This window comes from Paenibacillus sp. PK4536, from assembly GCF_028594455.2.
GTDB lineage: Bacteria > Bacillota > Bacilli > Paenibacillales > Paenibacillaceae > Saccharibacillus > Saccharibacillus nuruki.
The window spans coordinates 2630702-2656966 of the sequence record NZ_CP126313.1 but is presented as its reverse complement, the minus strand read 5'-3'; the positions used below and the strand labels follow the sequence as shown (position 1 = coordinate 2656966).

32 protein-coding genes are annotated in these 26265 nt (G+C 38.7%); 7 read left to right on the top strand and 25 right to left on the bottom strand.

The genetic code is table 11. The annotated features are described in order from the left end of the window. Nucleotides 1-264: 264 nt before the first annotated feature. From rplT to PO903_RS11920, 4 genes are all read right to left on the bottom strand, one after another. Nucleotides 265-624, bottom strand: a complete 360-nt coding sequence (rplT, locus tag PO903_RS11935; protein WP_069327250.1) for a 50S ribosomal protein L20 — start codon at nucleotides 622-624, stop codon at nucleotides 265-267. Nucleotides 625-650: 26 nt separating this feature from the next. Then, nucleotides 651-851 (bottom strand): 50S ribosomal protein L35, encoded by a 201-nt coding sequence (rpmI, locus tag PO903_RS11930; RefSeq protein ID WP_069327249.1) that lies wholly within the window; start codon nucleotides 849-851, stop codon nucleotides 651-653. A 15-nt stretch (nucleotides 852-866) separates the two neighbouring features. Next, nucleotides 867-1361, bottom strand: a complete 495-nt coding sequence (gene infC / locus PO903_RS11925; RefSeq protein ID WP_069327248.1) for a translation initiation factor IF-3 — start codon at nucleotides 1359-1361, stop codon at nucleotides 867-869. A 455-nt stretch (nucleotides 1362-1816) separates the two neighbouring features. Next, on the bottom strand, nucleotides 1817-3064 hold the full coding sequence (locus tag PO903_RS11920) for a glycosyltransferase family 2 protein (protein ID WP_069327247.1): 1248 nt from the start codon (nucleotides 3062-3064) through the stop codon (nucleotides 1817-1819). Between the two features lie 696 nt (nucleotides 3065-3760). On the opposite strand from PO903_RS11920, the gene PO903_RS11915 reads away from it, so the two are divergent. Together PO903_RS11915 and PO903_RS11910 are read left to right on the top strand one after the other, a co-directional pair. After that, nucleotides 3761-4288, top strand: a complete 528-nt coding sequence (locus PO903_RS11915) for a phosphatase PAP2 family protein (protein WP_069327246.1) — start codon at nucleotides 3761-3763, stop codon at nucleotides 4286-4288. Nucleotides 4289-4407: 119 nt separating this feature from the next. Next, nucleotides 4408-5541, top strand: a complete 1134-nt coding sequence (locus PO903_RS11910; protein ID WP_069327245.1) for an MGDG synthase family glycosyltransferase — start codon at nucleotides 4408-4410, stop codon at nucleotides 5539-5541. Nucleotides 5542-5578: 37 nt separating this feature from the next. On the opposite strand, the gene trmB is transcribed toward PO903_RS11910, so the two are convergent. Further along, nucleotides 5579-6286 (bottom strand): tRNA (guanosine(46)-N7)-methyltransferase TrmB, encoded by a 708-nt coding sequence (gene trmB, locus PO903_RS11905; protein ID WP_137222215.1) that lies wholly within the window; start codon nucleotides 6284-6286, stop codon nucleotides 5579-5581. Nucleotides 6287-6755: 469 nt separating this feature from the next. On the opposite strand from trmB, the gene mnmL reads away from it, so the two are divergent. The 5 genes from mnmL (at nucleotide 6756) to PO903_RS11880 (ending at nucleotide 10916) form a co-directional block, all read left to right on the top strand. After that, a complete protein-coding gene (mnmL, locus tag PO903_RS11900) occupies nucleotides 6756-7712 on the top strand; it encodes a tRNA modification radical SAM protein MnmL/YtqA (RefSeq protein WP_137222213.1) in 957 nt (318 codons plus the stop codon). Between the two features lies 1 nt (nucleotide 7713). Beyond that, on the top strand, nucleotides 7714-8307 hold the full coding sequence (gene mnmM / locus PO903_RS11895) for a tRNA 5-(aminomethyl)-2-thiouridylate-methyltransferase MnmM (protein ID WP_273593524.1): 594 nt from the start codon (nucleotides 7714-7716) through the stop codon (nucleotides 8305-8307). Between the two features lie 54 nt (nucleotides 8308-8361). Continuing rightward, complete coding sequence (locus tag PO903_RS11890; RefSeq protein WP_137222208.1) at nucleotides 8362-8751, top strand: VOC family protein; 390 nt, start codon at nucleotides 8362-8364, stop codon at nucleotides 8749-8751. An 85-nt stretch (nucleotides 8752-8836) separates the two neighbouring features. Beyond that, nucleotides 8837-9805 (top strand): type I phosphomannose isomerase catalytic subunit, encoded by a 969-nt coding sequence (locus tag PO903_RS11885; RefSeq protein ID WP_069327240.1) that lies wholly within the window; start codon nucleotides 8837-8839, stop codon nucleotides 9803-9805. Nucleotides 9806-9959: 154 nt separating this feature from the next. Further along, nucleotides 9960-10916 (top strand): alpha/beta fold hydrolase, encoded by a 957-nt coding sequence (locus tag PO903_RS11880; protein WP_273593523.1) that lies wholly within the window; start codon nucleotides 9960-9962, stop codon nucleotides 10914-10916. A gap of 56 nt (nucleotides 10917-10972) precedes the next feature. Here the strand turns inward: PO903_RS11880 and PO903_RS11875 are convergent, their stop codons facing one another. From PO903_RS11875 to PO903_RS11780, 20 genes are all read right to left on the bottom strand, one after another. Next, complete coding sequence (locus PO903_RS11875) at nucleotides 10973-11611, bottom strand: LysE family translocator (protein WP_273593522.1); 639 nt, start codon at nucleotides 11609-11611, stop codon at nucleotides 10973-10975. Between the two features lie 179 nt (nucleotides 11612-11790). After that, nucleotides 11791-13191 carry a phytase gene (locus PO903_RS11870; RefSeq protein ID WP_273593521.1) on the bottom strand — a complete coding sequence of 467 codons (1401 nt, stop codon included), beginning with the start codon at nucleotides 13189-13191 and terminating at the stop codon, nucleotides 11791-11793. Nucleotides 13192-13317: 126 nt separating this feature from the next. After that, the gene (locus PO903_RS11865) at nucleotides 13318-13782 is read right to left on the bottom strand and encodes a GNAT family N-acetyltransferase (protein WP_273593520.1); all 465 of its coding nucleotides are present in this window, start codon (nucleotides 13780-13782) and stop codon (nucleotides 13318-13320) included. A 19-nt stretch (nucleotides 13783-13801) separates the two neighbouring features. Further along, nucleotides 13802-14107 (bottom strand): antibiotic biosynthesis monooxygenase family protein, encoded by a 306-nt coding sequence (locus tag PO903_RS11860; RefSeq protein WP_273593519.1) that lies wholly within the window; start codon nucleotides 14105-14107, stop codon nucleotides 13802-13804. Between the two features lie 165 nt (nucleotides 14108-14272). Next, on the bottom strand, nucleotides 14273-15010 hold the full coding sequence (locus PO903_RS11855; protein ID WP_137222195.1) for a Bax inhibitor-1/YccA family protein: 738 nt from the start codon (nucleotides 15008-15010) through the stop codon (nucleotides 14273-14275). 87 nt (nucleotides 15011-15097) lie between these two features. Continuing rightward, complete coding sequence (locus PO903_RS11850; protein ID WP_069327235.1) at nucleotides 15098-15826, bottom strand: YgaN family protein; 729 nt, start codon at nucleotides 15824-15826, stop codon at nucleotides 15098-15100. Beyond that, nucleotides 15823-16317, bottom strand: coding sequence for an NUDIX hydrolase (locus tag PO903_RS11845; RefSeq protein ID WP_069327234.1), 495 nt, complete (start codon nucleotides 16315-16317; stop codon nucleotides 15823-15825). Before PO903_RS11845 ends, PO903_RS11850 begins: the two co-directional genes overlap by 4 nt. A gap of 13 nt (nucleotides 16318-16330) precedes the next feature. Continuing rightward, nucleotides 16331-17101 carry a tetratricopeptide repeat protein gene (locus PO903_RS11840; protein WP_273593518.1) on the bottom strand — a complete coding sequence of 257 codons (771 nt, stop codon included), beginning with the start codon at nucleotides 17099-17101 and terminating at the stop codon, nucleotides 16331-16333. A 27-nt stretch (nucleotides 17102-17128) separates the two neighbouring features. Beyond that, a complete protein-coding gene (gene msrA / locus PO903_RS11835) occupies nucleotides 17129-17659 on the bottom strand; it encodes a peptide-methionine (S)-S-oxide reductase MsrA (protein WP_069327232.1) in 531 nt (176 codons plus the stop codon). Nucleotides 17660-17830: 171 nt separating this feature from the next. Next, the gene (locus tag PO903_RS11830) at nucleotides 17831-17953 is read right to left on the bottom strand and encodes a hypothetical protein (RefSeq protein ID WP_273593517.1); all 123 of its coding nucleotides are present in this window, start codon (nucleotides 17951-17953) and stop codon (nucleotides 17831-17833) included. Between the two features lie 141 nt (nucleotides 17954-18094). After that, entirely contained in the window at nucleotides 18095-18406 is a 312-nt protein-coding gene (locus PO903_RS11825; protein WP_069327231.1) for a hypothetical protein, read from the bottom strand. A 31-nt stretch (nucleotides 18407-18437) separates the two neighbouring features. Next, on the bottom strand, nucleotides 18438-18869 hold the full coding sequence (locus tag PO903_RS11820) for a GNAT family N-acetyltransferase (protein ID WP_273593516.1): 432 nt from the start codon (nucleotides 18867-18869) through the stop codon (nucleotides 18438-18440). Nucleotides 18870-18965: 96 nt separating this feature from the next. After that, nucleotides 18966-19466, bottom strand: a complete 501-nt coding sequence (locus PO903_RS11815) for a DinB family protein (protein ID WP_273593515.1) — start codon at nucleotides 19464-19466, stop codon at nucleotides 18966-18968. A gap of 39 nt (nucleotides 19467-19505) precedes the next feature. Beyond that, nucleotides 19506-20312 (bottom strand): YhfM domain-containing protein, encoded by an 807-nt coding sequence (locus PO903_RS11810; RefSeq protein ID WP_273593514.1) that lies wholly within the window; start codon nucleotides 20310-20312, stop codon nucleotides 19506-19508. A 127-nt stretch (nucleotides 20313-20439) separates the two neighbouring features. Beyond that, on the bottom strand, nucleotides 20440-21153 hold the full coding sequence (locus tag PO903_RS11805; RefSeq protein WP_273593513.1) for a DUF4309 domain-containing protein: 714 nt from the start codon (nucleotides 21151-21153) through the stop codon (nucleotides 20440-20442). 104 nt (nucleotides 21154-21257) lie between these two features. Then, nucleotides 21258-22328, bottom strand: a complete 1071-nt coding sequence (locus PO903_RS11800) for a hypothetical protein (protein WP_273593512.1) — start codon at nucleotides 22326-22328, stop codon at nucleotides 21258-21260. Continuing rightward, nucleotides 22325-24163, bottom strand: coding sequence for an HSP90 family protein (locus PO903_RS11795; RefSeq protein WP_273593511.1), 1839 nt, complete (start codon nucleotides 24161-24163; stop codon nucleotides 22325-22327). Before PO903_RS11795 ends, PO903_RS11800 begins: the two co-directional genes overlap by 4 nt. 23 nt (nucleotides 24164-24186) lie before the next feature. Then, a complete protein-coding gene (locus PO903_RS11790) occupies nucleotides 24187-24624 on the bottom strand; it encodes a DUF7716 domain-containing protein (RefSeq protein WP_273593510.1) in 438 nt (145 codons plus the stop codon). A 30-nt stretch (nucleotides 24625-24654) separates the two neighbouring features. Next, nucleotides 24655-25281, bottom strand: a complete 627-nt coding sequence (locus tag PO903_RS11785) for a hypothetical protein (RefSeq protein ID WP_273593509.1) — start codon at nucleotides 25279-25281, stop codon at nucleotides 24655-24657. A 297-nt stretch (nucleotides 25282-25578) separates the two neighbouring features. Next, nucleotides 25579-26250 carry an HD domain-containing protein gene (locus tag PO903_RS11780; protein WP_273593508.1) on the bottom strand — a complete coding sequence of 224 codons (672 nt, stop codon included), beginning with the start codon at nucleotides 26248-26250 and terminating at the stop codon, nucleotides 25579-25581. Nucleotides 26251-26265: the final 15 nt, after the last annotated feature.

The window sequence follows — 26265 nt, the reverse complement described above, 5'->3', positions numbered from 1 at the left end:
GAAAATCTACTATTTAAATTACTATTGGTTAATTAATTTACGATTTTATTTTCTGAAAGCGCTTTATTATGTAAAAATATACTATTTAATGTTAATCTCGTGTAACATTATCGTTCATAGTCTTTACACGTTTTACGTTTTAATGCGTTAAACTGTTATTTATGTGTTATGTTTTATTACTATGTATACTTTTAGAATAATTTGCGTATAAAAAGAGCCACCGGATCATCCGACGGCTCTTTATGCAACACAGAAGAATAAATCTTATGCGTTAATTTTTTCTTTAGCTACAGTAGCCAATGAGTTAAACGCGTTAACATCATTTACAGCCAATTCAGCTAACATTTTACGGTTAATATCAACACCAGCCAATTTAAGACCGTGCATCAATTTGTTGTAAGACAATCCGTTGATACGTGCTGCTGCGTTAATACGAACGATCCACAATCTGCGGAAGTTACGTTTTGTCTGACGACGGTCACGGTAAGCATACACCAAAGATTTGTTAACTTGCTCTTTTGCTGTTTTAAAAATACGGTGTTTGGAACCGAAGTAACCTTTTGCTAATTTAAGAATTTTCTTATGTCTGCGACGTGTGACGAATCCGCCCTTCACTCTTGCCATATCAGTAAACCTCCCAGTAAATTAAATTATTTAAGATTAGATAATTGTTGTTTCAAACGTTTTACATCGCCGCTAGACATCAACGGGTTTGTTCCCAAAACGCGTTTTTGACGTTTGGATTTGTGAGAAAGCAAGTGGTTTTTAAACGCTTTATAACGTTTGATTTTACCTGTTCCTGTAATTTTGAAGCGTCCTTTTAAACTACTATGAGTTTTCATTTTAGGCATTTTAATATCCCCCTTTTAATTTTTCGGCGCCAAGATCATGATCATGCTGCGGCCTTCTAATTTTGGTTGGCGCTCAACTGTGCAAAGTTCTTCAACTTCAACTTTTACACGATCCAATATTTTTTGACCAATACTTGCATGTGTAATTTCGCGACCGCGGAAGCGGACCGAGCATTTCACTTTGTCGCCATCTTTTAAGAATTTTACAACATTGCGGAGTTTAGTTTGATAATCATGCTCCTCAATGTTAGCACGGAACCATACTTCTTTAAGATCAACGATCTTTTGGTTTTTACGTGCTTCTTTTTCTTTCTTCTGTTGCTCATAACGGAATTTACCGTAGTCCATAATGCGACATACAGGTGGTTTCGCTTGTGGAGCTACATTTACAAGATCCATGTTCAAATCGATTGCCATCTGCAATGCTTCACGAGTAGGCGTAATTCCGATCTGTTCACCTTCAGCACCAACCAGGCGTACTTCTTTAACCCGGATTTCGTCATTGATCATATGTTCTTTACTAATAACTTTCCACCTCCATATTATGATCGTGCAACTATAATAAATATACAAATTAAAAAGGGATGCAGGTCTAGTCACCCGCATCCCTTGATCAGCTAATATCCATAACAAGAAAAATCTCGTCAATAAATCTCAGATCAATGAACCAGCCGACTATTATCGGGCAGGTGAGAAGCAAAGCTTCTACTTTATATATTCTCAATCACGTACTAAAATATTGTATCATATCCATTTGATATATACAACCCTTTTTATAAAATAAATTAAATGCCTATCAAACATATATTCAGACTCATCGTATTCATCACATTCTATTACATAAACCATCTATCTAATTATAGTAGAAATTATGTTATAGGCTATGTATAAACAAAAGACCGATATAACAACTTAGCTGTTATATCGGTCTTTTTTAATTTTAGCTATATTTCATTATATGGTTATTAACCTTGTTTGCTTTGTACTTCTTCCAAACGTACAACACGCGTATGTTGAGTGTGACTCCATTGCTTGTTGTTTTGTGTGAAGAAAGCATAAAACGTAATTGGCCACCAAGATAGACCGTAGATTGGGAATAACAACAAGTATAGATATACTTTCCAAGACTTCACTTTTTCTAATGCCATTGCAAGAATAAAAGTAACAACATTGGCACCAATTGCTGTAATAGCTACCCACATTGGCAAGTAGTTATAGATTGTAGCGATATGTGGTCCACCTAGAATAGCTGTATCAATCCACATTGCCGCAGTCATTAAGAATGTAACTAAAACAATATATACGTTGACACTATACAGTGCCAAGTCGAATTTGATAATACTCATTTCTTTTACACTTTTCCATAGTAGCGGGAAGAAATAACGACGAGCTACTGTAAAGTGACCTTGCATCCAACGCAAACGTTGACGAGAAGAAGCTTTGAATGTTAACGGCTTTTCATCAAATACTTTTGCATCATAACTAAAGCGTGGGTAAATTCCTTTTTCTGCACAACGCATTGTAAATTCTAAATCTTCTACAAGGCTTGTTGCGCCCCAGCCGATTTCTTTCAATAGTTCATTTTCAAAACACATTCCTGTACCACCAAGGAAGTTCGCCATATTCAAATTATGACGAGACAATTGCCATAGACGGTTGATGTACCAGTAAGATACGCCATAAGCAGCAGTGATCCAAGAATCTTCTGGATTCTTTGTATCAATATAACCTTGAATAACGCGTGCACCTTCACACATGTCGTTGTTCATTTCTGTCAAGAATCTGTGGTCTGCCAAGTTATCAGCATCAAACATAACGATACCATCATACTGACGAGGCATACTCCACAATTCTCTTAGCATCCACTCGATCGCGTATCCTTTACCGCGTTCTGCTGGATTAGTACGTACACAAGCATTCATTCCGTGACTACGTACGATATCTGCTGTACCATCTGTACAGTTATCACAGATAACAAACACATCATATAATTCAGCCGGATAATCCATATTTTTCAGATTTTCCATTAGTGCTCCAATAACGGTTTCCTCATTATGCGCTGCAACAAGTACCGCGAATGATTTCTGTGGAGCATGATCCGGTCTTTTTTTCCTTTTAACAATTCCAAATAGCGAGAATGAAAACTGATATACACCGATAACTGCCAGCATAACCTGGAGCACGATAAATATAGCATCAATAACGTTTCCCATAATAACTGTGAACCTCCTTAAATTTTAAAACCCCAATATAACAAATTCACTCTTTTTCTCTAGATCACTAATTTCAAGACGTCACATTTTAAATTTAATTTTTAGCATGAGTCGCTTTAAAACTTTTCACCCCAGATGATTATACTATGACGAACATTAAAGTTATGTTACAAAACGATTACAAGCGACATTAAGATTTTGCACATTTTTTGTGGATTTGTCAAAATTCTAAAAGAGGGTATACGGTTAAAAACCATGGAATTACGACCAGTTATATGCAATAAATGTTACAGAACAAGGTTTAACGCCATTTTATGCCTGTTTATGTTCTATTTGCTTATTTTTATTGCTAATGGTGTTTGATTTGTATGAGGATCAATAATGGAGCTATGGTGACTGTGAAGCTTGTGGTTGTATTTCTTTGAATTTTTAAACGTATTTAATTAAGTTGAACCATCTTATTGATAACGATTTACATATTGGTTGAACTCGATGTGAATGACTTTAGCCATTCTCGGGTAAGGGTAATAAGAAATACTTTTGGATTATTTTGCAAATCAGGTTTAAACTATTGGGTAACTTACAAAAGTTGTATCTATTTTAACACTCTGTTAACGTTATAAAGCTTGAAAAGCGTACTGAATAAAAATATGATGAATATAAGCCGAAAATTGGCAATTAATACGGGGGTCTCTCATGCGTCATTTTCTTATTCGCCTACAAACGATGGAGCAACACATTTTCAGATGGTTTAACTCAAGACTTCATAATAAGTTTTTAAATCTTTTCTTTTATTACTTAACGAATCTAGGCGGAGCGACATTCACCATTATAGCTACTCTGGCGGTATGGCAATTTGCACCCGCACCTTGGGGCCGCGCAGGACTTCAAGCTGCTGTAGCATTAGCCATTAGCCATGTCCCTGTAGCTATCGTCAAAAAGCTGTACCCACGTATTCGTCCTTATCTGGCTATCCCAGAAACGATTACGTTCCGCAATCCATTAACAGACCATTCGTTTCCATCAGGACATACGACAGCGATCTTTTCTGTTACTGTTCCATTTATGTTGACAGATCCACTCATGATTCTGTTGCTGTTGCCATTCGCACTGATTGTTGCTGTATCACGTATGTACTTGGGATTACATTATCCTTCAGATGTACTGGTGGGAGCTGCGATCGGAACATCGGTAGCGATGGGTACATTTGCATTATGGCCATAAAAAAGCTATTCTAGCAATATTACCGGATTGTTACAGTAGTGTTACAGAGAAGGCTTAATACTTATCCTTCCTCTACTCCATTTTATTAGAGAATACCTTGCAGAAAAGGTGAATTGGACGTGTCAAAATATAGAGTGCTGCTTTTGTCGGAAGGTTTTGGTTCGGGTCACACACAGGCTGCTTATGCATTAGCGAGTAGCTTACGCAAAATCTCGCCGAATATTCAGACTAAGGTACTGGAACTCGGTAGTTTCCTTAATCCTAAAGTGGCTCCATTGATCCTAACCGCATACAAAAAAACGGTCATCTCGCAACCAAGACTTGTGCGTATGATGTATCGTAGCCAATACAAAAAATCGATCAATCGGCTAGCTACGCTAGCTTTGCATCGTCTTTTCTATACACATACTCATAATGTTGTTCGGCAGTTAAAGCCAGATGTGATTGTATGTACGCATCCGATTCCTGGAGCAGTGATTTCACGGCTTAAACGTTTGGGACTGCGTACACCATTATGTATGGTCATTACAGATTACGATGCTCATGGAACATGGGTGAGTCCAGAAGTGAACCGTTATCTAGTCTCTACACCTGATGTACGTTCCAAATTAATACAGCGTGGTGTACCTATTCAGAAAATTGAAGTCTCTGGTATTCCTGTACACCCTAAGTTCTGGGAACATACAGGCAAAGTCGAATTTCAACAGAAGTTTGGACTCAAAAATATGCCGACTGTGTTAGTGATGAGCGGTGGTTGGGGATTGATGAGCGATGATGTGGTCAATGCGTATCTCACCAGCTTCAGTGATAAGATCCAATTTATTTTTTGTTTTGGTAACAATGATAAAGCGTATCGCAAAGCTGAGCAGAATGTGAACTTTAATCATCCTAATATTCATTTAATTCGATACACCAATGAAATTGATCAATTGATGGAAGTTTCGGATCTTCTTGTAACCAAACCGGGAGGAATGACATGTACAGAAGGATTAGCCAAAGCGATCCCGATGTTATTCTATAATCCTTTACCCGGACAAGAAGAAAAAAATTCTCAGTATTTCACGCAACAAGGTTGGGGAGAACCGATTACATCGATTGATGTAGTTACCGAATGGATGGAATTGTTGATCAATGATTATGATGCTGTGGTAGAACAACGTAAGCAAAATATAGCTCAGATTGATCGTTATAATCCAACGCAAAGTGCCCATAGTATTGCTGAAATGGTAGAAAAAAGTAAGGTCTTATCCTAAGTCGCTGGATAAGACCTTACTTTTTTTGTGGTACAAATCAATATTTATCTAAACGCATGGCTTGATATTCACGCAATACTTCTTCACCGATCAGTACTTCACAACGATGAATATTCATGCCTTTACCCATAAATTTAGCTTCGTATTCTGTCATCACATGCTCTTCATTGATCCCATCGCGATGAAGATTCAGACTCAAATTGGTCATTTGTAGACCATAATCTGCAAATGAATTCAAAGAGAACTCAAACAATGTTTCAGAATCGGTTTTGAAATGAATTTCACCACGAGCATTTAACAACTTACAATACATTTCCAAAAAGCGTGGATGTGTTAAGCGACGACGTCCGTGTTTCTTTTTCGGCCATGGATCACTAAAATTAAGATAGATTCGCTCGATCTCACCCGGTGCAAAAACCTCTTCAATCTTCTCAATATTCGCGCGGGCTAGCTGAATCGTTGTAGGTTCACCACGCTCTGCTTCTTCCCAAGCTATTCTTGTTTTTTCACTGGCACGGCGTACCAATTCATCGTACATATCAAATCCAATATAATTGACATTTGGATGCTTAACGCTCATCTGGCTAACAAATCTTCCTTTACCCATGCCAAATTCAACATGAATCGGTAGATCATTATCAAAACGTTCTTGCCATTTCCCTTTATATTGTTCAGGATTCAGCACGACTAAATCTTCCTGCTGCTCCAATCCTTCACGTATTCCTTTTCTACCTCGTAAACGCATGTCGTTCCTCCGATTTCAATGGTGTATATAGTTATCCTACTACTAAGGCATTATTGTGACGAAGAAATGAGAAAAAGTAAAGCATTTATCTGCATATCTATCTGTAAACAGGAAAAAAGGATCTCCCTTCTCTGCAAGCAGATTAGAAAATCCTTTTCTCTATATTTGGAATTGGGGTCCAACAAATTTAGCAATCATAGTCTACCATTTTTTGCTCAAAAATTAAATGATTTGTTGTAATAAACTATGAAAAAATAAAGCTTTTAAGTTGTTTCTAACAATGATTACCCCTTTTTTAGTCGAATGAAGCGAGCCTTACTTTTAAAACATTTATTTTGTGAATAATATTTGGAAGTTCGTCACCTGCCGCTATCTTTTAAATAAAAATGTTTGTTACAATATAACCTGAATTAGACGTATGATTCATACTTTAAATATCGTAATCAAGAACGATCGAAGGAGCTTCACTATGCTTACAACTCAAGCTACCTCCACTCCCTTATTATGGAGTGATAAAAGGTTCCATACGTGGAATACCGAAATGCGTGAACAATTTGGAAATAAAGTATTCAAAGTCACCTTAGATGCTGGATTTACCTGTCCCAATCGTGATGGATCAATCGCCAAAGGGGGTTGCACATTCTGTAGCGCTCGCGGTTCAGGAGATTTTGCAGGCAGTCGTCGTGATGATCTGGTCACTCAATTTAATCATATTCGTGATCGTCAGCATCAGAAATGGCCTCATGCTCAGTATATTGGTTATTTTCAGGCGTATACAAATACATATGCTCCTGTCGAACAATTACGTGAGTACTTTGAAATTATTTTGCAGCAACCCGGTGTGGTCGGATTATCAATAGCGACTCGTCCTGATTGTCTACCTGATGATGTAGTCGATTATTTGGCTGAATTGAATGAACGTACTTATCTATGGGTCGAAATGGGATTACAAACGATTCATGAGTCTACTTCAGAGCTAATCAATCGTGCTCATGATAGCCAATGTTATGAAGAAGCGGTCGCCAAGTTACGTGCTCGTGGTATTCGTGTCTGTGCTCATATTATATACGGACTGCCTCAAGAAACGCATGAGATGATGTTAGATACAGGTCGTGCTGTAGCCCAAATGGATGTACAAGGTATCAAAATTCACCTGCTCCATCTTATGCGCAAAACACCGATGGTTAAGCAGTATGAAGCGGGATTATTACGCTTTTTGGAAAAAGACGAATATATTAAGTTGATCGTAGATACCCTTGAAATTTTACCACCAGAGATGATCGTGCATCGTCTTACAGGAGACGCACCTCGTGATCTATTGATCGGTCCGATGTGGAGTTTGCGAAAATGGGAAGTGCTTAACGGGATTGATGATGAATTGAAGCAACGGGACACATGGCAAAGCAAATATTGGAGAGCACTTTGATATGGGATTTCTATCTGTTTTAAGTTATGCTCATAAATTAGTATTGGAAAGTCTGGATGCTCATTCAGGTTATGCGATTGATGCGACTGCTGGCACAGGTGTAGACACGCTGATGCTTGCTAAAGCCGCTGGAAGACGTGGACAGGTATTTAGCTTTGATATTCAACAAGATGCACTGGATCGTACACAGGAGCGTTTAGATAAGGAAGACCAAGCTAAGCTTGCTTCTGTGCAATTGATTCTGGATAGTCATGCTACAATGAGCCAGTATATTCCTGAAGCTCAGCATGGTAAGATTCAAGTGATCATGTTCAATCTTGGGTATCTGCCTACAGGAGATCCGAGTATTATTACTGAACCTGAGTCTACATTGACGGCTTTGGCTTCTGCTTTTGACTTATTAGCTATTCGGGGAATACTCACCATTGTTCTCTATCCCGGACATGCTGGCGGAGCAGAAGAAGCAAAGGCTGTGCAAGATTGGGCTTCTTCTCTGCCTGTCGCTGTAGCACAATCGATTATTTATCGACAATTGCAACGGCAAGATGCACCTTACCTGATTGCGATTGAGAAAAAAGGATCATCAACACCATGAATAAGTATCCACTGCTGTATTGGAAGTAACATTATATTGAAGGAGTGAGTATTGATGGCTGTACGCAAACTAGAGCATGTAGGTATTATGGTGAAATCGATCGAGGTGTCGATTGCTTTTTATGAAGATGTTATAGGTTTGAAACATCTCGAAAATGCTGGACATATCGATGAGCATATCAAACTCGCTTTTCTTGCTTTTCCAGATCAATCGCAAACCGAAATCGAATTGGTTGAAGGATACACAGGTGAGCTCGCTAATGAAGGCAAAGTACACCATGTGGCTTTTGCAGTAGATGATATTGAACAAGAATATGTACGAATTCAAGCCTTAAATTTGCAAGAATTAGATGCAGAGATTACCACTCTTCCTAATGGCAGTCGCTACTTTTTCTTTAGTGGTCCTGATGGAGAGCGTCTGGAATTTTTCCAATCGTCACGTTAAGATAGAAACAGACCGCTTGGAGACACAGACGGCATGGGATACATAGAACAGTTGTATACCTATTACACTTGGAGGAGAGATAATAATGACTAATCCATACCCGCTTCAATTTCAACCGGAATTTAAAGAACGTGTGTGGGGCGGACGTGCCCTTGAACAATTTGGCTGGGATATTCCTGAAGGCGTGATCGGTGAAGGCTGGATGATCGCAGATCACCCGAATGGTACCACTTCTGTTATCGGTGGCGAATTAGATGGTGTAAGCTTAACTGAACTTGGACAACGATTCGGACGCGATTGGTTCGGTACCAAAGGTGTATCTGAAGTCAACGGACGTTTTCCATTATTGATCAAACTATTGGATTGTAATGACGACCTTTCTGTTCAGGTTCATCCTACAGATGATTATGCAGGGCTTCCTAAAGGGGAACTCGGCAAAACAGAAATGTGGTATGTGCTTGCGGCGAAGCCTGGTGCTAAGATCATTTACGGTCTTAAAGAAGGCGTGACTCGTGAATCCTTAGCAGAAGCGATAGAAAATAATAAAATTACAGATACATTGCAAGAGGTTTCGGTAGAAGCAGGCGATACATTCTATATTCCTGCCGGTACTGTACATGCTTTGTGCGCAGGAGTACTGGTTGCTGAAATCCAACAAAATTCAGATACAACGTATCGTTTATACGATTATGATCGTCCTGGATTAGATGGTAAACCTCGTGAGCTCCATATTGAAGATTCACTCAATGTCATCGCTTATGAAGGCGCTGGCGCAACGACGATGAAAACAGATGGTCTTGCAGCTGGAGAATGGTTAGAACTCGCTGCTTCTCCTTACTTTATTGTTGAAAAAGGGGTCGTAGATGGTGCTTGGTCATTATCAACAACCGCAGAAAGTTTTACTATTCTAGTCATCGCTGATGGTGAAGGTTCGATTGCATGGGGCAATGAAAGTGTTCCTGTCAAAGGTGGACAATGTTTCTTATTACCTGCTAATCTAGGCGACTACACATTAGATGGTCATTGCACGGTTATTCGTTCTTATTTGCCTTAAAAAGACAGAACAGTTCTAGTTAGCTTTGATTCAATAATGGGAATAAATGGTTAACATTAGTTAGATTATAGGTTCCAAGTTAGACAACAATAGACCTGTACAGATCTACATCAATTATGTAGATTTGTACAGGTTATTTGCAAGGAGGAATACGATGCTAGAACGTACATTTAAAATGACCGATCCTGAAAATGTAGCTGTCCATGTATATGAATGGCTTCCAGAAGATGATCAGAATCATCGACCTTTACGCGGGATTGTTCAGATTACTCATGGCATGTCTGAAACTGCCAAACGGTACAAACGATTCGCAGAATCGCTAACCGAGCAAGGATTTATAGTCTATGCTCATGATCAACGTGGACATGGATTAACGGCTTCAGGGCCTGAATATTTAGGCGATCCAGGAGATAACGGATTTTATTGGATGACTCAGAATGTGATGCAATTATCTGAGTGGATTCGAGATCATCATCCGAATATGCCTCTTTTCATTATGGGACATAGTATGGGTTCTTTTATTATTCAAAAGGTGATGTATGAGCAACCTGATCTGTATGATGGATTTATGTTGTCCGGTACAAATGGAAAGCGTAATCTACTCCGTGTAGGTAAGCAGATTGCTCATCTTCAGCAACGACTGCGTGGACAAGTACATCGTAGTCTATTGTTAAATATCATTGTGTTTGCTTCATACAATAAAGGGCTCCCACGTCCACGTAAAACGTTTGATTGGTTATCACGTGATCCTGAAGAAGTATCTTTATTTATGAATGATCCACTTTGCGGAAAGTTACCTTCTGTTCGTTTTTATGTTCACTTTTTTGAATTGTTGTTAGAGATTCACCAACCCGATCATATGAAGCGTATTCCACCGAATAAGCCTGTGTATTTATTTAGCGGTGAACGTGATCCTGTCGGACAATATGGTAAAGGGGTCAAGCAGTTGTATCAACAATATCTTCAGTTGGGGTTAGAAGATGTGAAGCTCGATTTGTATCCAGACAGCCGACATGAGACGCTAAATGATACCAATCGTGATGAAGTGACTGCAAATGTGATTCATTGGCTAAACGCACACCTATCTACTCAATCCGTGACATCCAAATAAAGCCATCTCTCCTATGTAGGTAGAGACGGCTTTATTTTTTTCAAAATGATAAAGAATTACGATGAAACATTACGCGAAGTACGTAACAGATTCAGACCTAATAATATAAAAATACTACCTGTAATCTTGTTCATATATGTAGAGATACGACTGGATTGAAGACGCTTTGCCATTTTACTAGAAAACAGAACCAATAACATACACCATAGTATTCCGGTCGTGCTAAAAGTAAGTCCGAGCAGGATAAAAGGAACCGCTCCATACGTCTGTTCAGGGCTGACAAATTGAGGGATAAACGCTAAATAAAACAGCGCAACTTTGGGATTCAGTACATTGGTCATCATGCCTTGCAAATACACTTTACGATTGCTTTGTGACTCTACAGCTTGCATCGATGGGTTATCTTCGTGCCGAGCCATAATCGAACGAACACCCAACCAGATCAGATAGGCAGCCCCAATCCATTTAACAATATTAAAAGCAAGCGCAGATTGCATAAGAATAAGAGAGAGTCCAAGACCCGCAAGTAATGTATGTACTAATGAACCTGAGACAATACCATATACTGACATGATCCCTGCCTTTTTCCCTTGAAAAATACTACGACTTAAAATATAAATCGTATCACTGCCCGGTGTTATATTGAGCAAAATACTAGACAAAATAAAAATCCAATAATGTTCGATTCCCCACACGGTTCCTCACTCCTATCTTTTTTTATATTTGAAGATTATATCTGCTTTGAAGAGAAATGGGTATAGATAATATAAAAAAAATACAGACAACAGCATCTTAAAAGATACTTTTGTCTGTATGTGTAGAAATAAAGCCTACAACTATTTAATAAATTAGTGTATAGCGATACATGTATACCTCATTGACGATTTTCTAATTTTCGCGGATCAAGGCTAGTGTTGGTCGTCATCTCTACACCTTCATGTAGACCTGCATCAATCGACTGCCATGGCACAAGCTTGAAGTTTTGATTAAGCTTTTTGCCATTTTGCAAATTCTCATCATCTTGAGCAATAAATACACCATACGGATACTGGCTACCCATATTCGCACCTAATACATCAATACCATCGGTTTCTGTCGTGCCATCGATACCTTTGCCATCGTTAATCGTAAAGTTAGCGATGTATGAATTGTTATTCTGGCGATCATAGACAGCATACGTATTATTACCTTGACTTGAAGCCATCAAGTAACCTGTTCCATCTGCACCATAATAAAGGGTTAACCCTTCGATATCATCATGGAGACGACGACCATCTGCAACATCAACTGTGCCTAAAGCTTTGGTACCACCATCAGGCTCTGCACTGTATTTCCAGATCGCTGCATCTTCTTCAGCAATATATAATGTGCCATATTCATCATCAGCAACCATACCTTCTGATTGCGTATCCAGCTTGAATTGACGCACTAATGATCCTTTTACTTTGCCTTTACCATTATCCATTAATTCATATTGTTCGAATTCGCCTTCTTTACCCAAAACAAGCGCATAGTATTTGTTTGTTTTTACACTATGGTACAAGCTAAATCCGTATACTTCACCCATTTTGGATTTGATTGGTGTAGCAAGGATATTTTGAAGTGCGCCTGTTTGACCATTAAACGAAAAGATATCAATCGTATTGCTTGAACGATTGGTCGCACCAACAATATCCACTTTTTTACCGTTCAATGGAAAATCGTAACGAAGGTCGGTATTGTTCATTTTACCTGTAGGATAAGATTGTAACTCTTTGCCTTTCAGATCATAGACCAACATGCCTCCGCCTTTGTTCGTAGCAATAATCTTGCTGTTGGCTGCGTTGGATGGATCAAGCCAGATCGCTGGATCATCTGCTGCATCTTCACCTGATTCTACAGCAGCTGTCTCGCCTGTAGGCTGAACCGAAAATACAGGGATAGCATCAGCAGGATCATTGAATTTGGCATTTTCAGCAGTGATCATTGTCAGCAAGCTTTGTGGAATATAGGTAGCTCCCTGTTGTAAATGAGCAGCTTGTTCCAATACGCCACTTTTGCCAGCCAGTCGGTATTTCTTCTCACCCACTGTAATCGAACCTGTAATTCCATTTTTCAATTGGAAAAAGGCTGCTTTATCTTCTCCGTCCCAGTACATTTTGCCGCCTATAGCCTCGATCGATTGTCTAAGCGGAACGGATGAACCTTCTGCTGCATGTACCAGCGGACTCGCTACCGCTGCTGTAATACTGATTCCTGCCATCAATAAAGCCGTTTTACCTATGTTCTTCAACATTTCATCTGCTCCTTGTCGCGATTACGCTATGTATGGCGTGTCATACCCATCGATTTAAATATAGGCGATGATTGTTAGCGTGGAGTCTGTATTGTGTAAAGTTCAGGTAAAGCGCTAGAATAGTATTTATTTATCCAAATCAAGCTTTTTCTCATAGCATAAACTAATACCATCATCTTTATAATCCGCAAAGACAGGAATACGATAATAACCATTGCGTTCATAAAAAGCTGTCGCTTCAAATTGTTCTGCACCTGTCTCCAAGCGAATCCATTGACAACCCTGTTCAATCGCTCTCTGCTCTAATGCTTGTAGCATTTTACCAGCAATCCCTTGTCTACGATATGTAGAGTCGACGAAAAATCGTTTCAATTCTACACTGTCTGCATCCAACGAACGAATAGCACCACAACCTGCCGGTGTATCATCTACATAAGCAACCATAAAAGTCATTTTAAGGGTATCAGGATAATCCAGATCAATTGTATAAATATTTTCTTCATCATACCGCTGTAGTAGATCTTCATCTAATGCCTGAATTAATCTTCTCAAATGCTGATCAATAGGTAGAACTTGTTCTATACGAACCATAGATATAACACTCCTTCGATTATAGGGATTGAGAAGATTCTACGATTTCATAATGATGTACCGTCGGGAACGGATCATAGTAATGATGAAGTAATTGCTTCCACTCCTGATATTCTGCTGATCCGCGGAATCCTTCGGTATGATCGTCTAGTGTCTGCCAACGGACTAACAATATGTATTGATTGTCAACTTCAAGGCAACATTGTAACTCATGTGATATGTACCCTTTCATACCAGATATAATCTGAGAAGCTTGACGGAAACTTTGCTCAAAATCTTCGGTTTGACCTGCTTTTACTTGTAAAATAGCTACCTCTAATATCATCACATCACTCCTCCATATCTGTTCCTTATAGCACTATATAAATAATTGGGCACTACCCATAATGGGTTTGATTTAGTATAAAGGTGTTCGCTCTTTCATTCAACTGAACAATACAAAAAGTCTTGCTCCTACGATCAGGAACAAGACTTTAGATTTACCTACCCGTTAGTTACGACTATTCAGCTTAGATAACAAACGTAGAATTTCCATATACAACCAGATCAAGGTCACCATTAGACCAAAGGCTGCATACCATTCCATATACTTAGGTGCACCTGATTGAGCTTCAGTCTCAATGAAGTGAAAGTCTAGCAATAAGTTCAGTGCAGCAATCGCTACGATAAATAAGCTAATCCCGATGCCGATCCAACCGGTTTCATGAATAAACGGTACACTGATTCCAAAAAATCCTAAAATAATATCAATCAGATAAACAAGTGCAATTGAAGCCGTACAAATCACGATGCCAAGTGTAAATCCTGGTGTGACTTTGATAATACGTAGTGTATAGATCGCTAACATCAAGAATAATGTCCCTACCGTAATCAGAATCGCATTGATAACAATTCCCGGATAACTATAATCTGTCCACGCCGAGATTGCCCCTAACATTAATCCATTCAAAATCACATATAAAGGTGCTGTTACAAAGGCTGCTCTTTTGAAAAAAATAGTAATTAGCGAAGTCACCAGACTACCGATCAAACCTACGATCAGAAAACCAGTCACATCTTGTCCTTGATAATACAAATACCATGTGTACACTGCTGCAACCATTAGCAAAGCAAGAAGTACCATTGTTTTTCCAACAGTACCGCCAACCGTCATTGCTCCTGCTTTAAAATCACTTTCTTTAAAATCCGAAAATGCTTTTTCACTAAGTGCTGGATTGTTTAACGCCATACGATCATCTCTTTTCTGTCTAAAATATAAATAACCCCTCTACATCATCGTTCTACGGATGACTTGTTCATTATAGGTGGGAATGATTCATTTGGACAACCCCACCCATTTGGCACGTAACACAAATACTTCTTTGTTATTTTTGATCGTTTCAGCTAGATTGCTACTTGTCATAGTGTGTTGACCATCATTGTTGACACGCATAGAAAGATCAACCGTCGTATTGATCGGAATTGATCGCTGATCCAACAAGGTACTCGACATGGATGTAGAAGCATGTACTGGAAGATATGTATACTCTAAGCTGGTAGAATTTAATCCCACTTGAATCATAATCACAACCGTCTCATGGCGATTATCTTCTCTTTTAGAATAAGAGCTAATCGACATTTCTTTTTCTCCGTCTGGAATAGCAAAATTGTTATACAGCATTTGTTCTTTGAACTGTCCATTACGATAATGATCGATCCATGTTCGCACGGTACTTACTTTTTGCTGATTTATATTCACTTTCGCGATAACGATATTATCCCATGTCTGTGCTTGTAACTTTTGATATTCAGCATCGGTATTCGGTACAACATGTAATTGGATCATTTTCTGTTGTTTTTTCGCTTTTTTTGTAGCTTCTTTGGCTTCATACTGTTCGATCAGATCTGTGGTTAATCCTTTTTCTGAAGTGGGTGCCTCAGTAGTATTGGTTACAGGTCGATCAGGTGTTCGAATGACTTTAGCTGTTACCGGTTGTGTGGGAGTAGACTGATTTTCACATCCAACCAATACAATAAGCAACAATACGATAATGGTTTTTTTCAATCGTTTGGATTCCTTTCGGTGACAGCATCACGATCACTTCCTAGAAATGATTGCGTAAAAGATTGAATAATAGGACGATCAGGTGGATTGATCATCTGTGGTAATACAAAAAGGTCAAAAAATTGTAATTCTTGGACTTCAGAACATTGCGCTTGAAGTGAACCTGTATACTCTCTACATACGTAAGCTGCTACAACATTATAGACTTCATCCCCATGCGGATATTGATAATATAGATCAGGGCCGGAGAAGATATCCAGTAGCTGCAAATGCACAGCTACCAAACCTGTTTCTTCTTCTAGTTCTCGCTTAGCGACTTGTTCTAATGTCTCGCCAAGTTCCATACTTCCACCGGGTAATCCCCAGCAATGATTATCTACACGCTTTTGCAAAAGGATCTGTTGTTGATCATTTACTAATATAACAGTAGCACCAGCCATAATAAGAGGTCTGCTTCCTACAACTGCTCTTAGTTCAGTGATATAGCTCATCCACCTTTGCTCCTTATTGAACAGCTATAATTTGCTGTTTGGTCTGTCGTGCTATTTCTCTGCCTTCTTCATCTAGCGAAGCATCTAACATCGCAAACCATGTATCAATATCCATTTTATCTTTGCGAGCTGTCAAAATAATTTTGGCGGCTTCCATCGTATGAGGTAACATAGGCACTCCACGCATATATAAGAACGTGTCATCTGTAATATGAAGTTGCTTATGGATATCAACTAATTCATTTAATACTTTAAATGCACGATCATATTCCTTAGCATCTGCAAGTGCACGGCAAGCATAGTACATCATCTGCGGAATAGGTACACCTTCATCATTTTCAGCGTGTGCACGTAATTCTTTGGCTTGTGTATAAGCTTCCATGCCCTGATCGATTTTACCTGCCAGAATAGCCGAAGTCATTAAATTAAACCAATCATTGATATCTCCATACTCATTGCATAACCATTCAAATGTAGCTCGTGCTTGTTCATATTGCTCTAATCGAAAATAAGACAAAGCAGTCAAACCATACGCTTCTTTCACCACATACGTATCTAAAGAGGAACGATAAGGTTCAACTTCTTGCAAAACTTCACTAAATTTCTCTTGTTGAAACAATTCACGCAGCCGATCCATTTCTTGAAATTCAGGATTGGCTAGATTCACTTTCTGTGGTTCTGTAGCAGACTCTGTTGGAGAAGTGGAAGTCTTTGGTGTAGACTCTTCATGAGATTCAGTCGTGTCATCTGACTTTTTACCAAACAGTGAACGTAACTTTTTCATTGTCTATTCTCCTTTACTCTTGCTATTTTAAGACTGTTGCCAGTTGCTATCAATAAATTCGTCCCGACCGGATTGCTCACGATCTTCTTTATAATGTTTTGGATTCTTTTTGTGATAATCTTGATGATATTCTTCAGCTGGATAGAACACAGATGCAGGCAAAATTTCAGTGACAATCGGTTGTGTAAATCGACCACTTGCTGCCAGTTCTACTTTGGACTGAAGTGCTAATTCTTGCTGTTCTTCATTATGATAAAAAATAGCGGTACGATACTGTGTTCCACGATCTTGGAACTGTCCGCCATCATCGGTTGGATCGGTCTGTGGCCAGTACAATTCTAACAATTTCTCGTAAGCAAATAATGACGGATCAAATGTAATTTCAACGACTTCATAATGACCGGTATTGCCTGTTTTGACTTGTTCGTACGTTGGATTTTTGATATGTCCACCTGTATATCCAGATACGATTCCATGAATACCTGGTAATTCTTCGAATGGAGTAACCATGCACCAGAAACATCCTCCGGCAAATGTAGCTTTTTGTAATTCTGACATGTACATAATCCCCTTCTGTATATGAGTAGGTTAAATATATCTTCATTATACGTATGTTTAGAAAGCATTACAAAAGCCGCAACACTTAGATGATCACTCATCTATGCTTGCGGCTGATTTTCAAAAAAATCATATGGCTTATCGATCGATAAGACGATTATAGACTACCTGCTATTTCTGTTCAGGAATATAGACGACAAACCCGCTATCTTCACAAAACACATCACTGAATTGATATACCTGTTTGTTATCGACAAACAACCATTCCAGCACTCTACGGATGACTTGCAGCATGATAGTCCCCTCTCTTCATTTCAACTTCGCCTATGTGGCTTATCGTCATTTTAAGGGGGAGAACTATCGTTGTCAATCCAGATTTTTGTAAATAAAAATAGAAAATATCAACGCAGTGTAAACGCTCTAATATATACAGCTTTATGAGGAAGATATATCAAAGTAATGACCAAATATTCCTAACGATTTGATCGTCAAATTTCCTTTATTGGTCGAGTATTCATCTGTCGTTTTTTTATAAAGAAACAAATGACGTTCTGTTTTGTCTTTCCGTTCAATCGCTTGTCCATTAATACTACAATCTCTCGTTACTGTATCACTTGTACACTTTAGATTGTATTGAGTGGCTAACCATTGATTATAAGACTTTTCACTTGGGACAGTAGCCACCATACTCAAAATCAGTGCAAAAAAGATCAATATCAAAATCCATTTTTTTCTTTGTTTCGGCAAAACAGAATCAGCTCCTATACATGTGAGAACATTATAATACTTTGTAATGAGTACGATGTGGATCATAAGAATCCGGCTTAAATCCTAGCGCTAGATAGAACTGACTGGATTGCTCACTATCTGCACGCAGTACCAGTATATTATAGAACTTGTTTGCTTCAGAAGTCACTTTTTGCACCAATTGCGTACCAATTCCTAGATGACGATAGTCTGGATGAACATACAATCGGCGTACACGACCTGTAGATTGATCGGAAAAAGGATCTTGATTCAGTCCGATGACACCGACAATCTGCTCTTGTTCGTGGGCAATATATAGTACTTCGCCTTGACCTGAAAATGTATTTTCTCCTGACTGATATTCATTAACCAATCGACGGATATGTCTAAATCCTTCTTGTTCACTTTGGAGCACCAAAGGTTCAAGTTCCTCTACTTTCAATTCTTTAATCACAGAGATCATCGTATGTATAACCTACTTTCCTTATCAAATAAATGCAAATAGATCATATCCCTGTATGACAGTAGGAATATGATCTGTATGAATATACTATTTTATTTAACTATGTTCAACTTTGGACTTTTTACTTTGGTTAATCATCGTCTCAATACGTTCATTACCAAGAATCTGACGGAAATGATGAATCATATGTTCAATATAATCCGCAGCTAACCAGTCGAGTGTCGCACTTTCACCGGAAGGAAAAATACCTTCTTTGGTATAATCTTCTTCTGGAATCTGTGCCAGTACAGTAGCAATCTGAACATTACGATTGATCCAGAGCTGAATCACATCATATGGATCATAACTATTATGATAATCATTCAGTTCTACCCAGCGATCTTGATCATATCCTTCAAGTGGAATCGGATAATCCGACAGAGCTATTTTGACAAAGCGTATATAATTATTCGCAGCCGAATCACACAAGTGACCCACAATTTCTTTTTTAGACCATTTGGCAGGATGCGCTTTGGCGCTGAATTCGTCTTGAGGAATACGGTTCAATTCGGTCTGAAAATGCAACACCAGATTCTGAAGTCGTTGACTATAATTCATTGAAAATCCTCCTTTGACAAAATAAGATCCTTTTTGAGCTTAACGAATATGCACGCCAAAATAATACTGACTATGATTATCTTTGTTCCATGTAGCAGAAATCATATACTGTGCATAACCACGTTGTTCAGAAACTCGACATTTTCCATTAGTATCTATCTCTACTGGAAAATGTTCTCCATTTTTTACCATGTATACTTCTATTTTAGCAGGCTTAATAGGAAAGTCGACTTTTATTTGTGATTGAGGAGTTAGTGAAATCGCCTGGCTCTGGATCGCCTGATTTAATATCTCAGGTGCCTGTGGTATAGCACAAACATTTTCTACCGAATATGTCTGCTGATTCCAACTAGAAGAGCAATAAGCTCCCCAATAAACAGCCATTTCTTGTCCTTCTGATTGTACAGTAGGCTTGGGTAATCCTTCTGAAAAAGTAGCACTTTGAAGAATTCTATTTCTTAATTGATTCGTATCTGTATTGGACAGTCTATAACCTTGATGATCATTAGAACGATCAATGATTAATCCTTCAGTCCGTGCATTATGTTCAAATCCTAACGAAAGCGAATAATGATACACTGTCTCATCTGCATAAAGTAACTCTAAATCATACTCAGTAGCCGTATCAAGTATCCCTTCTACCGGTCGAGCATCTTGTATTGCTTTTATAATGGGTTGTAAATCATCTTTATTTGTAAAAGAAGCATCTATACATGCATCATTCTTCCATTGAACCTGACAGCTAAAGGTTGCTTTCTGGATAGTAGCCTGAGGGTCTTTTAACCCTAGATGAAAAACACCTTGATCTGCTTCATGATTATAGATCGCTAAAGAGACTACAATCACAACAAGTAATAAGATACGTGTATAGATTATTATCGACTCCTTTTTTACATAATATGTATAAATAATATCATTTTATACCCAAAACAAAAAGACACTCTATACGAGTGCCTCTGTGATCTAGTGCGTATTACTGGATATTGGCATATAAGCGAACATATTGTACCTGTTGCGATTGAGTATTATACGAAAAGACAAGAAAGTACTGAGCAAACTCTTTATTCGCAAGCTGATACGTAGCTTCAGCCGTATAAGCTACATCTTTAGACGTATCGTTCATTTCATCAGGCTTGCCTAATTCAGTAATAATACGGTTCATTTTTAACTTCTTATATTGCTCGGTGCTTGAAGTGAGTTCTACTATGTTGTCTTTTGCATCGAAAACCACATCTAATGTACCATAACTCAACATTGGAACATCCGTATCACCTAATTCTGGCTTCCCTTTTAATTGAAATAATGTCTCACGGCTTGATCCTAATACTAGACCTTTAGGCAAATCAGGCAATGTGCCTTCTTTAGCAGCTTTGAGAATTGTTGTTCCTGAAAAGGTATCCGTATCGTCTGTATCTTCACTTTGGGTTGACTGTTCGGGAATAGTTTCTTCTGACGATTGTGTCTCTGCTGTCGCCTGCGTAGACGCTGTGACGGACGGTTCTACAATATTATTGTCGGATGGAGTCGTGGATCCAGAAGTTGTAGGTGTTGCTTGTTGCTGAGAATTACCACACCCTGCTACGATCATCAAGCCTACGATCAATAGACTGATTTTCCATAGAGCTGATGATATCTGCAATCGACTCCATTGTTGGTTATCGTTATTTTTACGTATAGACCTATTCATTCTCTGTTCTCTCCTCTTTGTCAATGATTCGTTAGGTTTAGTATATAGAGAACATGTATCTGCAATACGAACGAATGTATCTAACTTGTAAATAACAGCCTGATTTATAACTGCTGAATCAAAGTCGTATAATAACGATTTCCATTGCGCTGATCTAATCGCCCTGCTGTTTCTAGTGCCATTTGTTCTAGACGACTCGCTATAGCTGGCAAATCATTAGCTTCTTCTGGATAGGGATAGCCAGCTGGTAATTTGACAGATTTTACATTGCCATCAGCAACCAGACGCTTGAACAGTACAGCTGCATACGCATTAAACATCATCTTATCACGCGGATTCTCATGATCCAAAGATAATCCAACCCATTGTTCAAATACTTCCAAAGCCTGCAAAAGATCGATATTTAACAGGTAATACATATGCTCACCCGAATGAAGTACAAAGTCACGATTGCCTTTGATCAGGCGATAGCCTTGTTTTTGATATTTCTCTGCTTCTTCTAATTTACCCAGACGATATAATGGCATTAACACTTTCGATAATGTCAGATGAGGAACTTCGCCACATGTCATTCGACCTCTCAAAATAGGTCGAGCTGTGCGAATAATCTGCTCGTCATTGCCTTTCATCACTTCAAACTCTACGAATTGATGTTGTTCACATGCTTCACAATCGCTCATCTCATCACGATCCATTGCTTTGGTCTTATCCAAAAATTGTTGAGCTTCTTCTACTTCACCATAATCTTTGAGTAGTGAAAAGCGATAGTAATAATAAGAACGCTCACTGTATCCGAATTGTTCGTAACGTCTACGCATATCAGCTAGCAATTCTTCAATTTGTGCCCGGTTAATTTCTGGAAACGAAGCAATCGAATCTAGAATCCATTTGTAAGACCATAATAATGTAAAATCATCGTATTCATCCGGTTGTTGATCAAATTGTCCAAGTAACCATGAAAATGCCACTAATGCTTTCATCGGATGACCGCTAAAAGTACATGTTTCTACTAATTCTTCACGTGCACTATAGCCCTGTTCAACATCACCAAGACTATCTGCAATCCGAATCGCTTCTTCTAATAAAGCAATCTTGGCTCGTCCATTTGGTAAACTATAAGCTTGATCCATAATATCTTCAAAATCTGGATTCATCTGTTCTGGTTGATGATTCATTCCGTATGTCCTCCTTGATCGTTATTCGCCGATAATCCCCAATCCAAAAAGCGAACAATTCCTTGATTTAATACTTGCATCTCTTGTCTGTTCATCGGGTAATGTCCCATCATTAATGCATTTACATATAACATCTCAATAGCCACAACGATCATACTTTCATTTTTGGCTTGGAAAATACGTTCTACAACCGAATTGTTAATATTCAGATACAGTGTCGAATAAGCAGATTCTTGTAGCGAAGAACTTAAGCTCTGCAAGACCGAAGTTAATGCTAGCGGACTGACTGATTTGGATGTTTCAATCGAGCGCAGATCAGAAGCTTCTTGCGACAAAGTAAATAATGCTGGCAAATCTTCCGGCTTGAACCGTTTAAGTTGAATCTGACAGCGGAATCGTTGCAAAGCCACATCCGCATAGCGAACAGCCTCATAATACTGCTTACGTTCATCTGCGGTAATATCGGTAAAAGCAAGCGAGACATCTTCTGGAATCAAGCGCTCTGTCTGCGCTTCTGCACAAACTTCAGGAAGTAAAGCAATCAGTTCGGCATCATACACATAACCACCATTGACCACTAACAATGATTGAGCAGAAGCCACATGTGTAATCTGACGATATTCATCCAGACTTGTCGTATAATACATCTTCTGTCCATCTGCCATTAATTCATGCACTTTACGGCGACCATATGTCGTCTCAAAAGGCAACCAGCGATAAATAATCTGGAAAAAGGATATATCTTCAACCGCCAGAGCTTTCATCGATAATGCATGTAATTGAATAATCCGTTGTAGTCGATCAGGATCGTATTCAGCCATCCGTAACAATTCAGCACGAATACTATCTCCTAACTCCTGACGTACTTGTTCCAGCTTCTCATTTTCATAAAAATGTTCACGAGATGCTGTCGGCTGTAACTCATCGGTCCAGATGATACTTTTCACAAAAAACGCCCAGTCTGGCAAAATGTTTTCTGCTTTTTCTGACACCAACATATATTTGAGATACACACGATTGGATTTTTTAACATTCAGATTGACCGAGTGTGGCAAAATAAACGCAATTCCACCTGTGCGTCCAGAAGCAGTCTTCAAAGGGATATAATCTTGAAATTTCTCTCCTAGTAAACGTTGTCCCAATTGCAATACTTCTTCACGATGACCACGTGCTCGCTCTGGATCATCTAACCATAACGGACGCTGATCGTTCACAATACGCTGAGTCTGTTCATCACGGAATGTAATCGGGTATGGCAATAGCGCACCATAATCATAGATCCATTGTTGTAACAACTCCGATTCATAATACATTTCACAATCAGGCTTACAACGTAAATATACTTTGGTTCCTGGAGATAACTCTGTCTCTAACTCACGAATATGATATGTACCATCTGGATTACCACGCCATTCTAGCGCTTTGCCACCTTTGGCAGATTGAGTCACCATCACAATCTCATCACTGACCATAAAACAAGATAATAATCCAATCCCGAATCGTCCGATAAATGAGGTTTCTTGCGTAAACGCATCTGCTCCACCACGCTTAGACGATTGACCGATCATTGCCAAAAACTCATGCACATCTTCTCTAGTTAAGCCAATTCCATCGTCTTCGATCATCAATGTCGACCCAGCACCTGAACCGGTTAATTCAAGATGGATACTTCCTTGATACGTAGGATCTTGCTGAGAACGAGCGGTTACAGCATCAACTGCATTCTGCAATACTTCACGTAAAAACACTTTAGGATTACTATACAAATGATTGGATAAAATATTGATCATTCCACTAAGATTTACTTGAAACCGATATGTATCTGACTCACTCATACCATACAACTCCTTCAATAATATTAATGATTATCTATTCTAGCGACCACGTCATCATATTCTAGAAAAGCATCGTATTCATAATAATAATTAATCGCAATCACCATCATTTCAGGTGTTGGTGTCTGCCCGGTATTGCTCAAAATATCAATAATATCTTCAAACGTCGCTAATTCTAACCATGTCTGTATCGCATGATCATCCACCCAATCCGGAAAAATATCCTCACGAGCATTCGTAATGGTTCCGCCTTGATACTCCAATTCATTGAGCCAATCTTCATTAAAATAATAAATAGGTGTAGCCAGCGGATTCTGTTCCCATTTCTTCACATTGAGATATAACCATTGATTTTCAATCTTATTCATCACAGGCAACAGCTCTACAAAATGATCAAACTGAGCATGCTGTAATTCTCCTTTTTCATGCAAATCAACGATGTGCTGTTGATGTGGATTCATAGAATATTCCTCCTCTTTGGGCAAATAGCATCACACCATACTATAGGTATGTTCGTACTTATGCTGTAACTTGTGTAACGCTTTGACGATTCCATCTCTATTTTTAGCGTCTTTCATATACTTGGGTAATCGATATGATGCATGACGCTTAATATACAGAGAAGGCTTGACCCGTAGATCAGCCGAAATATAATCAATCAGATAATTTAAATGTTCATGATTGAGTGCCCATATTAATTTGCCCCGATAATGGGTCAGCAAATATAGGTTCAGTTGAAACAATGGATCTTTCCCATCTCTAATCTCAAATCCTAAAGAATATCGGTTGGATGTTTTCTTGTTGAGAGGTACTTGATTAGTGGTCTGGCAATACGGACAGCGAATATGTACATTTTTATGATGATGCTGTCCTTTATCTGTGACTGACTCATTAAACCAGCGCTCACAAAAGGTACATACACCGCTTGCTGTATAATCATAGTCTATTTGATACGTTTGACTATAAAAACAATGAGAACATTGCATTTCGATTGATTCATTATCGGTGATAGAAGCAGGGCCTGCACATTTGGGGCACTCTACCAGTACAGGTTTGCCATGATGTAATGAATACCAGAAACTATATGGTTCTCCTAATTCATCAAAAAAACGTTTCATGTTGTATCGCTCCTTGATGTAGTATTTCTTGTAGATTGATCTCTTTAACTATCCATCTCCCAAGAATAATATCAGCTAGAAGTAGGTATTGTAACAAAGTAGTACTTCAGTAAATACAATAGAATTTAGTATCAATTTTCGGTAAGATCTTACTTTCCAGTATACCGTTTCATAAAGAACAGAACAACCGAGCGACCTCAGTAGTGTACATAATCTTTTGCCTATATCGTTGTATATACAAAAAGACCTGTGAAAGATTATTCTCTTTGCACAAGTCTTTGTATAGGATGTCTACATTTAGATTTCGCCATTCCATTCTTTATAAAAACGATCTACATACTCTTGCATATAGCGGTGACGCTCTTCGGCTATAATACGGGCAGCAGGCGTATTGATCTTATCTTTTAATTTGAGTAATTTTTCATGAAAATGATTGATCGCTGTACTCTTCTCATTGCGATATTGTTCAGGTGTCATGGATGTGCGTACCGGAATAGCTGGATCATGAATCGGACGACCCGTATGCCCTGAATACACAAAGACACGCGCAATAGAGATCGCTCCAATCGCATCCAAGCGATCCGCATCTTGTACAATCTGTCCTTCCAGTGTACGCACAGGAGGATTATTTCCACCGTTGTAAGACATCGTAGCAATAATATCCACAATATGTTCTATATCTTGTTCATTGATTGGTTGAGTCTCTAACCAGTCGGTCACTTTACGCATACCTGCTTCTTTGGAATCATTTAACTTCTCATCAGCTACATCATGAAGTAAAGCCGCCATTACTGTAATGAATCGGTTAGCTCCTTCAGCCGCTGTAATCCGTTCTGTCATTTGTACCACCCTATGAATATGCCACCAATCATGACCACTGGTATCTTCACCAAGAACAGATTGCACAAATTGTGCTGTGTCCTGAATAATTTGCTCTTGTGCTTGTTGATTCTGATCTGCTGTTGTCATTATATATGTACCGTC